General features: G+C 69.6%; 16 protein-coding genes and 1 pseudogene. 6 read left to right on the top strand and 11 right to left on the bottom strand.

Features of this window, described 5'->3' with window-relative positions:
- Positions 1-38: 38 nt before the first annotated feature.
- Positions 39-2,366 carry a transglycosylase domain-containing protein gene (locus J7E96_RS11700; protein ID WP_215130260.1) on the bottom strand — a complete coding sequence of 776 codons (2,328 nt, stop codon included), beginning with the start codon at positions 2,364-2,366 and terminating at the stop codon, positions 39-41.
- Between the two features lie 237 nt (positions 2,367-2,603).
- Between J7E96_RS11700 and J7E96_RS11695 the strand changes: the two genes are divergently transcribed.
- Both J7E96_RS11695 and J7E96_RS11690 read left to right on the top strand, forming a co-directional pair.
- A complete protein-coding gene (locus J7E96_RS11695) occupies positions 2,604-3,554 on the top strand; it encodes an SPFH domain-containing protein (protein WP_215130258.1) in 951 nt (316 codons plus the stop codon).
- Positions 3,551-3,790 (top strand): hypothetical protein, encoded by a 240-nt coding sequence (locus J7E96_RS11690; RefSeq protein WP_215130256.1) that lies wholly within the window; start codon positions 3,551-3,553, stop codon positions 3,788-3,790. Before J7E96_RS11695 ends, J7E96_RS11690 begins: the two co-directional genes overlap by 4 nt.
- A 132-nt stretch (positions 3,791-3,922) precedes the next feature.
- On the opposite strand, the gene J7E96_RS11685 is transcribed toward J7E96_RS11690, so the two are convergent.
- Entirely contained in the window at positions 3,923-4,867 is a 945-nt protein-coding gene (locus J7E96_RS11685) for a hydrogen peroxide-inducible genes activator (protein WP_374196656.1), read from the bottom strand.
- Between the two features lie 142 nt (positions 4,868-5,009).
- On the opposite strand from J7E96_RS11685, the gene J7E96_RS11680 reads away from it, so the two are divergent.
- Together J7E96_RS11680 and J7E96_RS11675 are read left to right on the top strand one after the other, a co-directional pair.
- Positions 5,010-5,564 carry a peroxiredoxin gene (locus tag J7E96_RS11680; protein WP_214969683.1) on the top strand — a complete coding sequence of 185 codons (555 nt, stop codon included), beginning with the start codon at positions 5,010-5,012 and terminating at the stop codon, positions 5,562-5,564.
- 3 nt (positions 5,565-5,567) lie between these two features.
- Positions 5,568-6,104, top strand: coding sequence for an alkyl hydroperoxide reductase (locus J7E96_RS11675; RefSeq protein WP_215130252.1), 537 nt, complete (start codon positions 5,568-5,570; stop codon positions 6,102-6,104).
- A gap of 71 nt (positions 6,105-6,175) precedes the next feature.
- Here J7E96_RS11675 and J7E96_RS11670 read toward each other — a convergent pair whose 3' ends face one another.
- From J7E96_RS11670 to J7E96_RS11650, 5 genes are all read right to left on the bottom strand, one after another.
- Positions 6,176-6,907, bottom strand: a complete 732-nt coding sequence (locus J7E96_RS11670; protein WP_215130250.1) for a hypothetical protein — start codon at positions 6,905-6,907, stop codon at positions 6,176-6,178.
- On the bottom strand, positions 6,904-8,238 hold the full coding sequence (locus tag J7E96_RS11665) for an AI-2E family transporter (protein WP_251069755.1): 1,335 nt from the start codon (positions 8,236-8,238) through the stop codon (positions 6,904-6,906). Before J7E96_RS11665 ends, J7E96_RS11670 begins: the two co-directional genes overlap by 4 nt.
- A gap of 231 nt (positions 8,239-8,469) precedes the next feature.
- Positions 8,470-9,216: a transglycosylase SLT domain-containing protein gene (locus J7E96_RS11660; RefSeq protein ID WP_215130246.1), complete on the bottom strand. Its 747-nt coding sequence runs from the start codon at positions 9,214-9,216 to the stop codon at positions 8,470-8,472.
- 406 nt (positions 9,217-9,622) lie between these two features.
- Positions 9,623-10,945: a PhoH family protein gene (locus J7E96_RS11655; protein WP_214969701.1), complete on the bottom strand. Its 1,323-nt coding sequence runs from the start codon at positions 10,943-10,945 to the stop codon at positions 9,623-9,625.
- 328 nt (positions 10,946-11,273) lie between these two features.
- On the bottom strand, positions 11,274-12,035 hold the full coding sequence (locus J7E96_RS11650; protein WP_215130244.1) for an isoprenyl transferase: 762 nt from the start codon (positions 12,033-12,035) through the stop codon (positions 11,274-11,276).
- 168 nt (positions 12,036-12,203) lie between these two features.
- On the opposite strand from J7E96_RS11650, the gene mgrA reads away from it, so the two are divergent.
- Positions 12,204-13,241 carry an L-glyceraldehyde 3-phosphate reductase gene (gene mgrA / locus J7E96_RS11645; RefSeq protein ID WP_215130243.1) on the top strand — a complete coding sequence of 346 codons (1,038 nt, stop codon included), beginning with the start codon at positions 12,204-12,206 and terminating at the stop codon, positions 13,239-13,241.
- A 312-nt stretch (positions 13,242-13,553) separates the two neighbouring features.
- Here mgrA and J7E96_RS11640 read toward each other — a convergent pair whose 3' ends face one another.
- From J7E96_RS11640 to J7E96_RS11625, 4 genes and pseudogenes are all read right to left on the bottom strand, one after another.
- Positions 13,554-13,862: a helix-turn-helix domain-containing protein gene (locus J7E96_RS11640; RefSeq protein WP_215130610.1), complete on the bottom strand. Its 309-nt coding sequence runs from the start codon at positions 13,860-13,862 to the stop codon at positions 13,554-13,556.
- A 378-nt stretch (positions 13,863-14,240) separates the two neighbouring features.
- Positions 14,241-14,531, bottom strand: a pseudogene (locus tag J7E96_RS38730) (hypothetical protein); the annotation flags it as partial.
- Between the two features lie 397 nt (positions 14,532-14,928).
- Entirely contained in the window at positions 14,929-16,050 is a 1,122-nt protein-coding gene (locus J7E96_RS11630) for a chemotaxis protein (protein ID WP_215130239.1), read from the bottom strand.
- 150 nt (positions 16,051-16,200) lie between these two features.
- Positions 16,201-17,019: an A24 family peptidase gene (locus tag J7E96_RS11625; RefSeq protein ID WP_215130237.1), complete on the bottom strand. Its 819-nt coding sequence runs from the start codon at positions 17,017-17,019 to the stop codon at positions 16,201-16,203.
- Positions 17,020-17,125: 106 nt separating this feature from the next.
- Between J7E96_RS11625 and J7E96_RS11620 the strand changes: the two genes are divergently transcribed.
- Positions 17,126-17,514: DUF192 domain-containing protein (locus J7E96_RS11620; RefSeq protein ID WP_215130235.1), on the top strand; the 389-nt coding region annotated here is incomplete at its 3' end.

Below are 17,514 nucleotides of genomic sequence, written 5' to 3'. Positions count from 1 at the left end.
TCCGCCGCAGTCGTATGTGTGTGGCCGTGTGTGGCCGCTCAGGGGCGCGGCGGCCGGAGGTCGTTGTTGGCGCCGCCGTCGGACCCGCCGTCCGCGCCACCGTCCGCTCCGCCGTCGGACCCCCCGTCGGAGCCGCCGGTGTCACCGCCGCCGTCCGCGCCGCCGTCGGAGCCTTCGGTGTCACCGCCGGGGTCCGGCGGGTCGAGCGTGATGGGCGGCGGCGACGTCGAGGGTGTGGTGGACGGCGACGTCGGAGGTGTGGTGGAGGGCGACGTCGGAGGTGTGGTGGACGGCGACGTCGGAGGCGTGCTCGGGGTCGTCGCGGGCGTGCTCGGTGTGTTGCTCGGGTCGGGCGTGTTGGTCGGCGGGGGCGAATAGGTGTCGTCCGGGTCGATCTCCAGGTCGAAGTCGGCGTCGGAGCCGCCCCCGAGGGCGCCCAGGGTGTAGTCCGCCCAGATGCTCGCGGGGAAGCCACCACCGCTGGCGCGGCCGGCGTTGGCCGTACCGGTCAGGGAGACCTGCCCGCCGCCCGGCTTCGTGGACTCACCGAACAGGGCTACGGCGGTGGAGAGTTCGGGGGTGTAGCCGACGAACCAGGCGGACCGGTTCTTCTCCGACGTACCGGTCTTGCCGGCCGCGTTGTAGTGCGGGCTGCTCGCCCGGAAACCCGTACCGCTGTTCACCACTCCGGTCAGCACCTTGGTCACGCTGTCCGCCGTCGAGCGGTCGATGACCTGCTCCTCCGCCGGCTTGGGCAGGTCGACCCGGCCGCCCTCGCGGTCCTTGTGCTCCGCGGACTTCACGATGGTCGGCGTGACCTTCTTGCCGTGGTTGTCGAGCGTCGCGTAGACGCTCGCCATGTCCATGGTGCTGGCGCCCATCACACCGAGGGACATCGCGGGGCGCTCGTCGAAGCCGCCCTTGTCCTCCATGCCCATCCGCAGCGCGGTTTCCTTCACGCGCGACGGGCCGACATCGACCAGCATCTGCGCGAAGACCGAGTTGACCGACTTGTTCATCGCCTGCTGGACGGTGATGGGGCCGTAGCTCTTGCCCAGGTCGTTCTGCGGGGCGAAGGGGGTGGTGCTGCCCTCGACGGGGCGCTTGCTGGTGCCGTCGTAGATCGTGCTGGGTGTGATCGGCTCGCCGTCCTGCGTCTTGGAGTTGCTCTCCAGGGCGGCGGCGAGGACGACGGGCTTGAAGGTCGAGGCCGGCTGGTAGTCGGACCGCGTGGCGTTGGAGAAATAGTGCTCGGTGGCGTCCACGCCGCCGTACATCGCGACGACCTTGCCGGTCTTCGGGTCCACCGAGGTCGCGCCGGCCTGGAGGGTCGCGTCGACCTTGTTCTTCTCGCGGTCGAGCTTGGACTCCAGCTGCCGTTCGACCGCCTTCTCCAGCGACTTCTGGCGCTTCTCGTCGATGTTGAGCGTGATCGTCCACCCGCCCGCGTCGAACTCGGCGTCGGTGACGCCCTGCTTCTCCAGCTCGGCCTTCGCGGCGTCGACCATGTAGCCGGTCTGGCCCTCCATACCGGCGGCGCCCTTGGGGTTGCGCGGTATGTCGAACTTCAGGGTGTCGCGCTTGGCCTGGTCCAGCGCCTTCATCTCGACCATGTTGTTCAGTACGTAGTTCCAGCGCTCCGTGACCAGCTTCTGGCTTGTGGGGCCCGCCACCGCCCAGTCGTACTGGCTGGGGGCCTGGAGGAGCGCCGCGAGGTACGCGCCCTGCGTGACGGTCAGCTTGTCGGCGTCGACGCCGTAGTACGCCTGGGCGGCGGCCTGGATGCCGTACGCGCCGCGTCCGAAGTAGCTGGTGTTGAGGTAACCGGCCAGAATGTCTGACTTGCTCTGCTTCCGGTCCACCTTGATCGAGATCACCAGCTCCTTGAGCTTGCGACTGACCGTCTGCTCCTGGGTGAGGTAATAGTTCTTGACGTACTGCTGGGTGATGGTCGAGCCACCCTGCTTGCCCTTGCCGGTGACGGTGTTGAGCAGACCGCGGGCGGTGCCCTTGAGGTCGACGCCGGAGTCGCTGTAGAAGTTCTTGTTCTCGGCGGCGACGAAGGCGGTCTGGACACCCTTGGGGATGTTGGCGAGCGGGACGATCTCGCGGTTGACCTTGCCCGACCGGGCCATGATCTTGCCGTTGCTGTACTTGTAGACGTTGCTCTGCATCTCGGCCTGAGCGTTGGCCGTCGGTACGGGAACCCATATGTAGAGCGCTACGAAGACCCCCATCATGAGCAGGCAAAGCCCGAAGAAGGTGCCCAGCATCTTCTTCAACGTGAAGAAGCGGCGTATGCCTCCCGCCTTCTTCGCCCGGCGCGCACCGCGCTGCCGGTCCTTCCGCGCTTCTGCTCGGCCCATTACTCCGTAACTCCGCTCATCGAGCCCCCGGATGTCAGCTCAGAAAGCTAACACCGCACCTGCGGACAAAGGGATGCCGATCCGCTCTTTTCCGTACGTGACAATCAGCACCTGTCTCTCTGGAACCGACTCATCAGAGGGCTCCAGGGTTGCGAAGGTCCTCGCACAGGTTTACGGTCATCGAAAAAGTGATATCACTTTGATAGACCAGATCACCGCACGAAACCGGGGGACCGCATGCCTGCGACCAGCACCACGCCCGCACCGACACCCACGCCCACCGACCTGCCACAGATGCCCGCGCCACGAGTCCGCGAGACGGCCGCGCACAGCATCGGCGGCGGCCTCGCACTGCTGCTCGGCCTGCTGGGACTGCTGGCGGGAGCGGCCCTCATCGCCGCCGGCGCCACCATGGCCTCGACCGGCCCCAAGGTGGCGCTGATCATCATCGGCGTCCTGATCGCCTTCGCCGCGTTCCTCGCGATGTGCGGCCTCAACATGGTGGCGCCGGGCGAGGCCCGCGTCGTCCAGCTCTTCGGGCGCTACCGCGGCACCATCCGCACCGACGGACTGCGCTGGGTCAACCCGCTGACCACGCGCTCGAAGATATCGACCCGGATCAGGAACCACGAGACGGCTGTCCTCAAGGTCAACGACGCCTACGGAAACCCGATCGAGCTGGCGGCGGTCGTGGTCTGGAAGGTGGAGGACACGGCGCAGGCGACGTTCGAGGTGGACGACTTCCTGGAGTTCGTCTCCACCCAGACGGAGGCCGCCGTGCGCCACATCGCCATCGAGTACCCGTACGACGCGCACGACGAGGACGGCCTGTCGCTTCGGGGCAACGCCGAGGAGATCACCGAGAAGCTCGCGGTGGAACTGCACGCGCGGGTGGAGGCGGCGGGCGTCCACATCATCGAGTCCCGCTTCACGCATCTCGCGTACGCCCCCGAGATCGCATCGGCGATGCTTCAGCGGCAGCAGGCCGGCGCGGTCGTCGCGGCGCGCAAGCTGATCGTCGAGGGTGCGGTGGGAATGGTCGAGATGGCCCTCACCCGGATCACCGAGCAGGACATCGTCGAGCTCGACGCCGAGCGCCGGGCGGCGATGGTCAGCAACCTGATGGTGGTGCTGTGCGGTGACCGGGCGGCGCAGCCGGTCCTGAACACCGGCACCCTCTACCAGTGACGGACGAGGCGCCGCGGCAGCGCAAGCAAGTGCTGCTGCGGCTCGATCCGGCGGTGTACGACGCGGTGGCCCGCTGGGCGTCGGACGAGCTGCGCAGCGCGAACGCGCAGATCGAGTTCCTGCTGCGCCGGGCCCTGTCGGAAAGCGGCCGCCTTCCGGGCGGCGCGGGCCCGATCCCCCGCCGCGGCCACCCCCCGAAGGCGCCGGACGCGGCCCCGGAACCCCCGTCGACGTAGGGCGGGCCCTGCGGGCGGCTTGTTCCCCTACCCGCCCCTTCCCACAGCGACACTTTGCGGCTCCGCCGCGTGGGGGCGCTGCCCCAGGCCCCGGTCCTCAAACGCCGGACGGGCTGAATTCGCCGGGAGTTCTCACCCGCCGTCCGCCACCACCCGCACAGGCAGCCGCCTCATCGCCTCGCGCAAAGCCTGCGCGAACGTTTCGAACTCGCTCTGGCGCGCCGCCCCCGCCCGCATCGCCAGCGCGACCCGCCGTGACGGCGCCGGATCGGCGAAGTAGCCCGTCACCAACTGGTCGTTACGGTCGGTCTCCACCCGCACCGCCGTCCGCGGCAGCAGCGTCACCCCGAGCCCGCCCGCGACCAGCTGCACCAGCGTGGAGAGCCCGGCGGCCGTCGTCGTGACCGGCGCACCCTCCGTACGGCCCGCCTCCCGGCAGATGTCGAGCGCCTGGTCGCGCAGGCAGTGCCCCTCGTCGAGCAGCAGCAGATGGAGTTCCTTCAGGGCCTCGCGGGGTATGTCCTCGCGCCCGCCCAGCCAGTGATCCCGCGGCGTCACCAGTACGAAGTCCTCGTCGAACAGGGGGAGTTCGGTCACCCCCGGCACCCCCAGCGGCACCGCGAGCAGCAGCAGGTCGAGCCGCCCCGCCGCCAGCCCCTCCAGCAGCGACGAGGTCTGCTCCTCATGCACCTGAAGGTCCAGTTCCGGATACCGCTCGTGTACGAGCGTGAGCACCGTCGGCAGCAGATACGGCGCCACCGTCGGGATCACCCCCAGCCTGAGCACCCCGGTGAAGGGCGCCCGTACCGCCGCCGCCTCCTCCATCAGCTCGCCCACCGCCTCCAGCACGGCCCTCGCCCGCACCGCGAGCCGCTCCCCCGCCGGTGACAGCAGCACCTTGCGCGTCGTACGCTCGACGAGCTGCACTCCGAGCGCGTCCTCCAGCGCCGAGACGGCCCCCGACAACGCCGGCTGGCTCATGCCGATCGCGGCGGCCGCGTCCCTGAAGTGCAGATACTCCGCGACGGCGGCGAACGCGCGCAGCTGCGCCAGGGTCGGCTGCTTTCCATTACTCACACTGGCCACTGATAACCGCCTCCGATCGGATCAAGCCAGTCTAGCTATTTCTGCGATCAATGGTTCCTGTGTCAGGGTAGGGGTCCGTCCAACCCCCCAGGAAACTCCCGTAACGGAATTTCCCTGTTTGCAAGGAGCGCGCGTGCTCACTGTTGGTGACCAGTTCCCCACGTACGACCTCACTGCCTGTGTCTCCCTGGAGACCGGCAAGGAGTTCGAGCAGATCAACCACAAGTCCTACGAGGGCAAGTGGCGCGTCGTCTTCGCGTGGCCCAAGGACTTCACCTTCGTCTGCCCCACCGAGATCGCCGCCTTCGGCAAGCTGAACGAAGAGTTCGCCGACCGCGACGCGCAGATCCTCGGCTTCTCCGGTGACTCCGAGTTCGTGCACCACGCCTGGCGCAAGGACCACCCGGACCTGACCGACCTGCCCTTCCCGATGCTGGCCGACTCGAAGCACGAGCTCATGCGTGACCTCGGCATCGAGGGCGAGGACGGCTTCGCGCAGCGCGCCGTCTTCATCGTCGACCCGAACAACGAGATCCAGTTCACGATGGTGACCGCCGGTTCCGTGGGCCGTAACCCCAAGGAGGTCCTCCGGGTCCTCGACGCGCTCCAGACCGACGAGCTGTGCCCGTGCAACTGGACCAAGGGCGAGAACACCCTCGACCCGGTCGCCCTGCTGGCCGGTGAGTGACCCATGGCCCTCGACGAGCTGAAGTCCGCCATACCGGACTACGCCAAGGACCTGCGCCTGAACCTCGGCTCGGTCATCGGCAACAGCGACCTCCCGCAGCAGCAGCTGTGGGGCACGGTCCTGGCCTGCGCGATCGCCTCGCGGTCGCCCAAGGTGCTGCGTGAGCTGGAGCCGGAGGCGAAGGCCAACCTCTCCGCCGAGGCGTACACCGCGGCGAAGTCCGCCGCCGCGATCATGGCGATGAACAACGTCTTCTACCGCACGCGCCACCTGCTCTCCGACCCGGAGTACGGGACGCTGCGCGCCGGTCTGCGGATGAACGTCATCGGCAACCCGGGCGTCGAGAAGGTCGACTTCGAGCTGTGGTCGCTCGCGGTCTCCGCGATCAACGGCTGCGGCCAGTGCCTCGACTCGCACGAGCAGGTGCTGCGCAAGGCCGGTGTCGAGCGCGACACCATCCAGGAAGCGGTCAAGATCGCCGCGGTGATCCAGGCCGTCGGCGTGACGATCGACTCCGAGGCCGTTCTGGCCGGCGAGTAGTCAGCAGTACGTACGGGTGAAGGGCCCCGCGGACATCGCGTCCGCGGGGCCCTTCACGTGTCGTGGGCCGGCTAGCTCTTGAGCGTGGCCATGAAGTCGCGCATGTCCTCCACCATGAGGGGCGGGAGCTCGGAGAGGTCCAGTTCGGGAGCGTCGGCTTGGGCCGGCTCCTCGTACACGTCGTCCTCCTCGGAGATGAAGCCGGCACTGACCTGGAGCGACAACACGGCTCCCCCGTCCAGAACCATGAGCTGCCTGCCGTCCTCCCCCGTGTCCGTCAGGTAGGCGTTCTCGCCGAGGCCGGTTACTTTCTTCGGCTTGGGCGGGGTCCCGTCGCCATACGGGGAAGGCTCGGCCAGGTACGCCTCGAACTCCGGCCCCGGGTCGGTCACCTTGTGTATCTCGGCCGTCAGCTCGACCTGGTAGTGCGCGGAGAGCTCGTCCTTGGCCGGCTTGCGTGTCGGCTCGAACCCGATATAGCAAGTGACCTTGTCCCGGGCCCGATGCTCGTACAGCTCCTCGGACTCATCGCCGCGCTTCCCGAGGTTCAGTGCCAGGGCGTTCAACTCGGCCTTCTCGCACAGGCCCTCGCCATGCACGCGGTAACCCCGCGTATCGACCGCCTTCGGCGAACCGTAGGCGTACAACGCACCCGCCCACACCGCCGAGGCGACCGCCGCACCGCCCAGCGCCCACAGCCAAGGCCTGCGGCCGCGCGGCGGCGGAGGCCGGTCCTCGCTCGTCGCGGTCTCCGGCTCGGGCCAGGCCGGGAAGTCCCCCACCATCTCCGGCTCGGAGATCATTCCCGGCCGCCCGCCACTGGCTCGGCGGACTCCAGTGACGGCTCCGGTGCCGTCGCCGGCGTCGGCACCGTGCGTACCGCCGCCTCCATGCTGTACGCCCGCAAGTAGCCGACCACCGTATTGGTCACCGCCACCAGCGGCACCGCCACCACCGCCCCGCCGATACCGGCGACCATGCCGCCCGCCGCCACCCCGAGGACGACCGCCAGCGGATGCACCCGCACCGCGCGCCCGAGGATGAACGGCTGGAGCACGTGGCCCTCGATCTGCTGTACGGCCAGTACGACGACCACCACCATCAGCGCCGTGAACACGCCCTGTGTGACAAGAGCGACGACCACCGCCAGCGCGCCCGACATGACCGCGCCGACCAGCGGGATGAAGGCGAACAGGAAGATGAAGACGGCGAGCGGCACGGCCATCGGTACGTCGAGGAACCAGATCCCGAGGCCGATGAAGATCGCGTCGATCAGGGCGACTATCACCGTGCCCCGCACATACGCGGTGAGCGTGCGCCACGCGCGCGGGCCCGCGCCCGCGACGCCGGGCCGGGCCGCCGACGGCACCAGCTTGAGCGTCCAGTGCCAGATGCGCTTCCCGTCGTACAACAGGAAGAGCGTCGAGAACATCGCGAGCAGTATCCCGGTGAGCACCTCGACGATGACGGTGACGCCCTGGAGGCCGGCCGACGTTATTGACTCGGTGTTCGTACCGATCGCGTCGGTGAGGTTCTTCGCGACGTCGTTGATCTGCTTCTCGGTCACATGGAACGGGCTGTTGAGCAGCCAGCGCTTGAGCTCCTCGATGCCGTCCTTGACGCGTTCGGAGAGGTTGTCGATGTTCTCCAGGACCTGCCACACCACGAACCAGCCGACCAGGCCCATGATGACGAAGCCGAGGATCGCGGTGACGGCGGTGGCCAGACCGCGCGGCAGCCCGATCCGCTTCAGTCGGGCGACCGTCGGCTGGAGCATCGCGGTGACGAGCAGGGCCGCGACGAAGGCGAGCACCACCAGCTGCACGGCGGTGATGATCTTCATCAGCACCCAGAGCGTGCCCGCCAGTACGAGCAGCCTCCAGCCCGCCTCGGCCGCGACGCGCATCCCCCACGGGACGGCGGCGACGGGGTCGGGCCTGGCGGCGACGGCGGGGGCGTAGGCGGGCGGCGCGGGAACACTGTCGACACTGGCGACGCCGCCCGCGGGCTCCGTGAGGCCCGATCCGTACGATGCCGCGCCCCCGGAGGCGGCGACATCGGCGGCACCGGGCGAGGCCTCGGACGCGGCCTCGGCCTCGGCCCGGGCGCGGCGCTCGTTCAACCGCTCCCCCATCCTGGTCAGTTTGGCGCCCGTACGGCCGAGCCATCCCAGTTGTGGTCGTGGCTGCGGCTGCGACTGCGGTGGCTGTGACTGTGGCTCTGGTTGTGTTGTCATGTCGCTCTCTCTTCTCCCCGTCGCATGCTCGCTCCCCCCGGGGAGACACCGGACTCGACCGTACACGCGCGGAGCCCCTCACCGTAGGACGGTGAGGGGCTCCGCGAGGTTGTGCGACCACCACTGGTGCTAGTACCAGTTGTTGGCCTGCCAGAAGGACCAGGCGCCGCAGGGGCTGCCGTAGCGCTCGTCCATGTAGTTCAGGCCCCACTTGATCTGCGTGGCCGGGTTGGTCTGCCAGTCGGCGCCGGCCGAAGACATCTTCGAGCCGGGCAGCGCCTGCATGAGGCCGTAGGCACCGGACGAGGGGTTGCTCGCCTGGTAGTTCCATGTGGACTCGTGGTTCACGATGTTGCTGAAGCACTGGAACTGGTCACCGGGGACCATCTGCCGCGCCATCGCCTGGACCTCGGCGACGGTGTAGGAGCCCTTCGCGGAGAAGCTGGACGCGTCACGCGTCGCGGAGCGGCTGGCGGCAGCCTGCTTCTCCTCCTCGCGCTCCTTGGCCTCGGCTTCGGCCTTCGCCTTGGCCTCAGCCTCAGCCTCAGCCTCCGCTTCGGCCTTCGCCTCGGCGGCTTCCTTCTTGGACTTGGCGTCCTTGGCGGCCTGAAGGCGGGCCGATTCCTCCGCGGACTTCTTCGCGGTCACGTCGGCGGCGTAGGCCTGTGCGTCGGCCTGCTGCGTCAGTGACGCGGTCTGCACCTGGGCCTGCTGGCCGGCAGGGATATCTGCGAGGAGCGTCGTGTCAGCTGCGGTCACCTCGAAGTTGTCGTTCGAGGGCTGAGTGTCGCCCGAGGCGACGCCCACTACGGCGCCGACAGTGGTGACCGCGGTAGCCGAAGCCACGGCGAATCCCCGGACCGAAATCCGGCTCACACGGTTTCCTTCCAGCAGTGCCCGCTTGGGTGACCTCGCGGACGCAATCGTGCCCCTGGCACTGGCCTCCCCTATCGCTAGGTCACGGGAGGCGCGGACCCGGTGGGCAACTCCTTTGCGGGAGCGCCGCGTAGTAACTCGGGCGGCATACGGCGACGGCTGTTGAGTTGTCTGTGTTGCAGGTGTGCCGTATGCGGGGCCTGACGGAAGCAAGACTCTGCCGGAAGCGGACGCCCGGAAGCAATTCTCCGTTGCGTGGGAAAGCTCACACGCCGTTTACACCAGGAGTTTTACGGAAACTTGAGCGCAGCAGGACGCCGCCCGGCTAGGATTCTGCGCTCGGCCGGGCGGCGCCAACTGCCTTTCGCCTCTTATGGGATCAGAGGACTCAGAGCACTCAGAGGACTCAGAGGTGCACGTCCTCCAGCATTTCGGTCACCAGCGCGGCGATCTGCGAGCGCTCCGAGCGGGTGAGGGTGACGTGCGCGAAGAGCGGATGGCCCTTCAACTTCTCGACGACGGCGACCACTCCGTCGTACCGGCCGACCCGCAGGTTGTCGCGCTGGGCGACATCGTGGGTCAGAACCACCCGCGAATTCGCCCCGATCCGGGACAGAACGGTCAACAGGACGTTCCGTTCCAGCGACTGGGCCTCGTCCACGATCACGAACGCGTCGTGCAGCGAACGGCCCCGGATGTGCGTGAGCGGCAGCACTTCGAGCATGCCGCGCCCCAGCACCTCCTCGATCACCTCGCGGCCCGCCACGGCCGACAGCGTGTCGAAGACCGCCTGCGCCCAGGGGCTCATCTTCTCGGACTCGGAGCCCGGCAGATAGCCGAGCTCCTGGCCGCCCACCGCGTACAGCGGCCGGAAGACCATCACCTTCTTGTGCTGCCGGCGCTCCAGCACGGCCTCAAGCCCCGCGCACAGCGCCAGCGCCGACTTGCCCGTACCCGCCCGGCCGCCCATCGAGACGATCCCGACGTCCGGGTCGAGCAGCAGGTCCAGCGCTATCCGCTGCTCGGCGCTGCGCCCGTGGATGCCGAAGGCCTCCCGGTCGCCGCGTACGAGCCGGACCATGCCGTCGGCGGTGACCCGGCCGAGCGCTTTGCCGCGCTCGGACTGGATGACCAGGCCGGTATGTACGGGTAGGTCCGCTGCGGCCGGTTCGTACACCGTCTCCTCGGTGAAGAGCAGATCCACCTGATCGGCGGTCAGCGGCAGGTCCGCCATCCCGGTCCAGCCGGAGTCGGTGATGGCGAGCTCGGCGCGGTACTCCTCGGCGAGCAGGCCGACCGAGGACGCCTTGATCCTCAGCGGCAGGTCTTTCGACACGACTGTTACGTCGAACCCCTCGGCCTGGAGGTTGCGCGCAACCGCCAGGATCCGTGAGTCGTTGTCCCCCAATCGATAGCCGGCCGGAAGCACGCCGGGATCGGAGTGGTTGAGCTCGACACGGAGCGTTCCGCCCAGGTCGCCCATCGGGATGGGGGCGTCGAGGCGTCCGTACCGGACGCGGCAGTCGTCGAGCAGCCGCAGGGCCTGCCGGGCGAAGTAGCCGAGTTCCGGATGGTGCCTCTTGGCCTCCAGCTCCGTCACCACGACGATCGGCAGCACGACTTCGTGCTCGTCGAAGCGGGACATGGCGTTGGGGTCGGCCAGCAGGACGCTGGTGTCGAGAACGTAAGTGCGCCTGTCGGGCATGCGGCGCTTTGTGCTGGTCACCACGGAAGGACGTACCCCCTCTGAAGACGAGCCTGGGGTTGGGGTGCGACGGCGTCGCGAGCGGTGGGACCGGGCTCAGGCCACGATGCGCGGGCCGAGCTCCGGCCCTCCGCTTCGTCCACACTCAGCGCGTGGTCGTCCTGGTACAAAGGGCCTCCCGGGCGAGCGGACTTGCCGCTCACTGAGATACGACGTCCGTGGACCGGACGTCGACCTGGAAGGGGTATTCCCTCGAACGACCGCCGCCATGCCATGGCATATGACACGGCGTGAGCCGCGACCTTTCCGTCGGCCCGGCGGGAGTTGAGTCAGGACTCGTGACGGGGGAAAGTCAGGACCCGTAACGCCGGTGGCGGGCCGCGTAGTCACGCAGGGCGCGCAGGAAGTCGACTTTGCGGAAGGCGGGCCAGAAGACTTCGCAGAAGTAGTACTCCGAGTGGGCGCTCTGCCAGAGCATGAAGCCCGAGAGCCGCTGCTCACCGCTCGTACGGATCACCAGGTCGGGGTCCGGCTGGCCGCGCGTGTAAAGGTGCTCCGAGATGTGCTCGACGTCGACGATCTCGGCGACCTTCTCCAGCGAGGTGCCCTTCTGGGCGTGCTCCAGCAGGAGCGAGCGGACCGCGTCCGCGATCTCCTGGCGGCCGCCGTAGCCCACGGCAACGTTGACGAGTATCCCGTCGTTGCCGATCGTGGCCTGCTCGGCCTCCTTGAGTACGGACTGGGTACGGGCCGGCAGCACGTCCAGCGTCCCGACGTGGTGCACGCGCCAGCGGCCGTCGGCGGCGAGGTCGCGGACCGCGCCCTCGATGATGCCGAGCAGCGGCGTCAGCTCGGCCTCGGGACGGTCCAGGTTCTCGGTGGAGAGCATCCAGAGCGTGACGACTTCGACGTCCGTCTCGGCGCACCAGCCGAGCAGCTCCTGGATCTTGCTGGCGCCCGCCTTGTGCCCCTGCTCGGTGGTGCCGCCGGAGGCCTTGGCCCAGCGCCGGTTGCCGTCGAGGATCACGCCGATGTGCTTGGGCACCTGGTCGTGATCGAGGCGGCCTTCCACCCGGCGTGCGTAGAGCCTGTACACCAGGTCGCGCAGGTTCACTGGGTCTCACCTCATGGCGTCGTGCGGGTTCGGTACGTCCCCCGGGACCATCCGGCACGCGCGGCGCTACCCGGCCGGACACGTGCGGTCCCGAAGCGGCCACACTACTGCGCAGGCGTATCAGCGGCCCAACCCGGCCTGTCACAAGTCCGTGATAAGGAGGGGAATGTGACTGATTCCCCTTCGTACCTCGCCGCCGGTGACCGCTACGACTCCATGGAGTACCGGCGCACCGGCCGCAGCGGGCTCAAGCTGCCCGCCGTCTCGCTCGGCCTCTGGCACAACTTCGGCGACGACCGCGCGCTCGACACGCAGCGCTCGATCCTGCGCCGCGCGTTCGACCTCGGTGTGACCCACTTCGACCTGGCGAACAACTACGGACCGCCGGCCGGCTCCGCCGAGCTGAACTTCGGGAAGCTCTTCGCGCAGGACTTCGCCCCGTACCGGGACGAGCTGATCATCTCCACCAAGGCCGGCTACCTGATGCACCCGGGACCGTACGGAGAGTGGGGCTCGCGCAAGTACCTGCTGTCGTCGCTCGACGCCTCGCTGACCCGGATGGGCCTCGATTACGTCGACATCTTCTACTCGCACCGCTTCGACCCGGAGACCCCGCTGGAGGAGACGATGGGCGCGCTGGCGACGGCGGTGCGCCAGGGCAAGGCGCTGTACGCGGGTGTGTCGTCGTACAACGCGGAGCAGACCGCGGAGGCGGCCGGGCTGCTGCGGGACATGGGCGTACCGGCTCTGATCCACCAGCCCTCCTACTCCATGATCAACCGCTGGACGGAGGACGACGGCCTGCTGGACACGCTGGAGGAGGCCGGCATGGGCTGCATCGCCTTCGTGCCGCTGGCGCAGGGCCTGCTCACCGGGAAGTACCTGAAGGGGATCCCGGAGGGCTCGCGCGCCACGCAGGGCAAGTCGCTCGACCCCGGCCTGCTGTCGGACGAGGTCGTACGCCGCCTCAACGGCCTGAACGACATCGCGCGGCGAAGGGGCCAGTCGTTGGCCCAGCTCGCCCTGTCCTGGGTGCTGCGCGATCCGCGCATGACGTCGGCGCTGATCGGCGCGTCGAGCGTGGCGCAGCTGGAGGAGAACGTCGCGGCGCTGGGCGGGCCCGAGCTGACCGACGAGGAACTGAAGGAGATCGACACCTTCGCGGTCGACACCGCGGGCACGAACATCTGGGCCGGGCGGGGCTGACGGCGCGGAACTGTGAGGTCTGTGCCCCCAGGCACAAAAAACGGGCCGGTCCGTGGGGGGGATACGGACCGGCCCGAGGGGGGGGTTTCCACCATAACCCTTCGTAAAGGGTGCTCGCGCCCACGCCGTGCCGAAAGTCGCGGGGGATTTTTTCGGGCGGGGCGCTGCGGGGGCCGTGAGGCCAGTCGGCACTAGGGAAAATACGCTTCTGCGGAGCGGCGGCCGTACCCCCCACGAGCTAATGGGGTGAGGGGAGCCGACTTGACGCTCCGCTTACGCCGAACGCTTACGCCAGTCGCCTACGCCAGTCGCCTATGCCACTGCGCGCTGCTTGGCGGCGAGGATCTGCTCCATGTGCCGGCTGGCCCAGTCGCCGAGCGGGCCGAGGGCCGTGTTGAGGGCCTCCCCCATCTCGGTGAGTGAGTACTCGACGCGCGGCGGGACCTCCCGGTACACCTCGCGATGGACGATGCCGTCCGCCTCTAGCTCGCGCAGCTGCTGGATCAGCATCTTCTCGCTGACACCGGGCACCTCGCGCTTGAGCTGCCCGAAGCGGAGGGTGCCGTCGTGGTGCAGGGCCCAGAGGATCAGGGCCTTCCACTTGCCGCCGACCACGTCCATGGCGGCGTCGAGGCCGCAGACGTAGGGCCCGGTGTCCTTGTTCAACTGCCAACTCCTCTGCTCTGCAACAGCTGCACAGCTGCGACGCTGCGACCGCTGCGACCGCTGTCCAGTTGTCACCGACTGTACGTGAGCTGGCGTTGGCGCAGCAGCGTCACTCCGTCGCGCGCGGCGGCGAGCTCGTAGCCGTACTTCCGCTGGGCGGCGGCCAGTTCGGCGAGCTGGCGGCCGAGCGGGTACGGCCAGTGGCCCTGCGGCAGCGGCCAGGACAGGCCGCGAGGGCTGCCCGGAGGCGTCGTACAGCTTCCCGGGCATCGGATAGCCGGGGAACAGCACCACGGTGCAGCGCGAAGTGAGCTGGAGCGCGAGGCGGTTGGAGGCGGCGACGGTCGCGCCGTCGGGGATGCGGCGCAGCAGGTCGCGGGCGGCCTCGACGTGGGCGGTGGTGCGCCAGGTAGCCCGCTGGGCGACGAGTGCGAACGGGAACGAGGGCAGCAGCACGAGCGCGACCGTGACGGTGGCGGCCAGCGAGGCCCCCAGGGGGCGGCGGGCGGGACGTCGCTGGTGCGGGCGTACGGCGTGAGGGCGTCGATCAGGGCCGCGAAGACGACGGGCATGAGGACGGCGCTGTAGTGGAACGCCGTACCCCAGTGGTTGTCGTGCTGCCACAGCATGCGCCAGCCGAAGGGGGACGACGGGGCGCGGAATCGGGAGTAGGCGCGTACGGCTGTTCGAAGATGCCGAGGTCGTAGCCGGTGGTCCTGAGGAGGGCGTGGCGCCGCCCGGAGACGACGGCGTAGAGCACGAAGAGCCCTGCGGCCCAGCCCCACCAGAGGGGGAGACGGTACGTCGCCCACCGCTTCCGGGCGGAAGCGGTCCGGGAGACCGAGCGCACCGCCGCACCGGCTGCGCCAACCATCACCCCACCACGGTCACCATTTGACCGCATACGCCGGGATCCTAGGCCGGGGCGCGGGAGGAACTACCCCTGACCCGCCCCTCCCCGGCACCGGCATTCGCGACTCGGCCGGAGGGGTCAGTGGCGGAGGGATCAGTAGCGGAGGGATCAGTAGCGGAGGGCGGCCGCGACTCCGCCGGCGTCTGCCAGGGACTCGTCGGGGACGAAGATGACCTCGCCGTCCGCCGACAGCACCGTCTCCACCAGCGAGTCGATGATGTCCTCCTCCGCACCCGCGACCACGCCCGCCTCCTCCGGCTCCAGCAGAGTGAGCGTCGCGCGTTCCGCACCCTCGACCGTGTCCGGCCGGGCCGTCACCCGCAGGCCCTCCTCGACGACGAGCAGCGCGACCCGCCCCTCACCCGCCGCCTGCCAAACGTCCTGCACGCCCGCCGAGCACCGCTTTCCGCTGCGCGCCTCGTCGAGTTCGCGCTGCGCGCGCGCCGTGTCGGCCTCGGCAAGGGCGCGGCGGGCCGGAGCGAGCTGGGCGGACATCTCCGCCGGCGTCGCGTTCCCCAGCCCGCCCACTTCGAGCTCGGTGGCGATCGCCTGCCCGTGTCGGGTGAGCTCGCGGTAGATCGAGATGTGCTTGCTCAACCCGACCAGAATGACCGGCAGCGGGCTCGCCTGGAGGACCGCTGTGAGCTTCCGGTCGGCTTCCATGAGCATGTTCCGGAAGTCCTGGGTGGTCCATTGCCCCCCGTCACGGCTGGGCGCCTTGTCGCGCTCCGCGCCCGACGAGATGACCGGGAAGCCGGACTCGTGGTCCTCGGCCACCTGGTCGCCCTGCCCTCGCCACAGCCGCACTTCGCCCGTACTGAGTACGAGGACCAGGTACGGCCGCTCGCGCGCCTCCAGGGCGACCAGGTTGCGGGTGAGGTACGTCGTATTGATCACGATGCGCTCGGGAACGGACCCGCCGACGAGGAAGCTCCGGTGCTCTTCGGGCGAGGCGTAGACGACGAGGCCGTCACCGAAGTACTCCGGGTCGAGCCGGTCGGCGGCGGTGGCCAGCTGCTGCGCCACCTCGGCCGCCTGCGCCTTCGTGACCTCGGGGTCGTCGGCGAGGCGCTTTTCGGCCTCGGCGAGCAGGTTGCGCAGGCGGATGTGGTCCTGCTGGCTCTCCGGCCAGTGCCGGTGCGTGGGCAGTGTGACCGACACCGCCGGGTACGGGCGTGGCTTGCGCAGTTCGGCGAGCAGTTCCGGGGTGGGGCGGGTCGGCTGCGTCATTCGGGCACTCCTGGCTGCGGCTGCGGCTGTGGATCGCGGGCAGGCGGCTTCCCGTGCCGCCCGTCCGTGCGTGCGGGTGCATTGCGTGTGTTACATGCGTTACATGCCTCTAATGGCAAGTTCTCACGATTGCGTGGTTGGCGCGCGCTCTCAGACGGCAGAAAAGGCGAGTCCGCCCAGCAACAACCCCGCCAGCGTCCCGGTGATCATGAAGGGGCCGAACGGGATCGCGGTCCTGCGCCCGGCGCGCCGCAGGACCACCAGCCCGAGGCCGTACACCGCACCCAGCAGGAACCCGGCGAATGCTCCGGCGAAGAACACCGTCCATCCGTACCAACCGAGCGCGGTTCCGAGGGCGACGGCGAGTTTGACGTCGCCGAAGCCCATGCCGTTCGGGTTAATCAGGAAGAGGAGGAGGTAACCGCCGCCGAGCGCGACGCCGCCGAGCAGCGCGGTCGGCCACGACCCGCCGTGGCCCGGCAGCAGCGAGGCCAGGCCGAGCAGGGCCGCGGTCGCGGCTGCGAGGGGCAGGGTCAGTACGTCGGGGAGGCGGTGCACGCGCCGGTCCACAACCGCGAGGAGCACCGCGAACGGCGCCAGCAGCAGCCACACGACGAGCTCCGGTCTGGCCCCGCTCGCGGCCGCGAGCAGTGCGCAGGCGAGGGCGGTGACGGCGGCGTGGCGGACGGTGGGTGCGTACAGCACGGGGGCGGAACGCCGGCGCGGTGCGCCGACCGGGGTACGTCCCGACGCGGCCGCACTCACCACCGCCGCACACTCGGCGCAACGCGCGATGCCGACCCAGCCGCGGGCGGGGCCCGTGACCGGGTGCCCGGCGGGGCAGGCCGCCCGCCACTCCTCCTCCGGCTCGACGGCGAGCCGATAGGCGGCGCGGGGCACGAGCAACCCGGCGGCGGCGCCCCAGAGGGCGGCGGCCGCGATCAGCGTGGCGGTGGCTGTGGCGTACACGGCAAGGAGCCTAAGGCGGGGCGGGGGGCCGGGTCATGGGTCCGTGGACCCAGAGGGGGGCGGGGCGAGGCCCAGAGGGGTGGCGGTGAGGGCTACGGTCGGCCTCATGGGGCAATGGGCAGACGGGGCAGGGACGTTGACGGTGGAGGGCGGCGAGGAGCGGCCCGTACCGCTGGAGATCGCGGCGTCCTCGCGGGCACGGACGCGCGGGCTGCTGGGCCGGGACGGGATCACGGGCGCGATGCTGCTGAGCCCGGCGAGCAGCGTGCATACGTTCGGGATGCGGTTCGCGATTGATGTGGCCTATTTGGACGGGGAGTTGGGGGTGATGGCTGTACGGAGGATGCCCCCCGGGCGACTGGGCCTGCCACGGTTGCGGGCGCGGCACGTGCTCGAGGCGGAGGCGGGCACGATGGAGGCGTGGGGAGTGCGGCCGGGGGTGCGGGTCCGGGTGCGGGTGGGCGGGGGTGGAGGTGCGGCTGGGCGGGGGTGCGG

Origin of the sequence: Streptomyces sp. ISL-96, assembly GCF_018614035.1 — a bacterium.
Lineage (GTDB): Bacteria > Actinomycetota > Actinomycetes > Streptomycetales > Streptomycetaceae > Streptomyces.
This window is presented reverse-complemented; position numbering and strand designations above follow the sequence as displayed.

Excerpts from the sequence above, each read along its gene's own strand:
- J7E96_RS11675 (WP_215130252.1), top strand. The coding sequence starts at position 5,568 with ATGGCCCTCGACGAGCTGAAGTCCGCCATACCGGACTACGCCAAGGAC.
- J7E96_RS11630 (WP_215130239.1), bottom strand. The coding sequence starts at position 16,050 with ATGACGCAGCCGACCCGCCCCACCCCGGAACTGCTCGCCGAACTGCGC.
- J7E96_RS11670 (WP_215130250.1), bottom strand. The coding sequence starts at position 6,907 with ATGATCTCCGAGCCGGAGATGGTGGGGGACTTCCCGGCCTGGCCCGAG.
- J7E96_RS11695 (WP_215130258.1), top strand. The coding sequence starts at position 2,604 with ATGCCTGCGACCAGCACCACGCCCGCACCGACACCCACGCCCACCGAC.
- J7E96_RS11700 (WP_215130260.1), bottom strand. The coding sequence starts at position 2,366 with ATGGGCCGAGCAGAAGCGCGGAAGGACCGGCAGCGCGGTGCGCGCCGG.
- J7E96_RS11640 (WP_215130610.1), bottom strand. The coding sequence starts at position 13,862 with ATGGACGTGGTCGGCGGCAAGTGGAAGGCCCTGATCCTCTGGGCCCTG.
- J7E96_RS11665 (WP_251069755.1), bottom strand. The coding sequence starts at position 8,238 with ATGGGGGAGCGGTTGAACGAGCGCCGCGCCCGGGCCGAGGCCGAGGCC.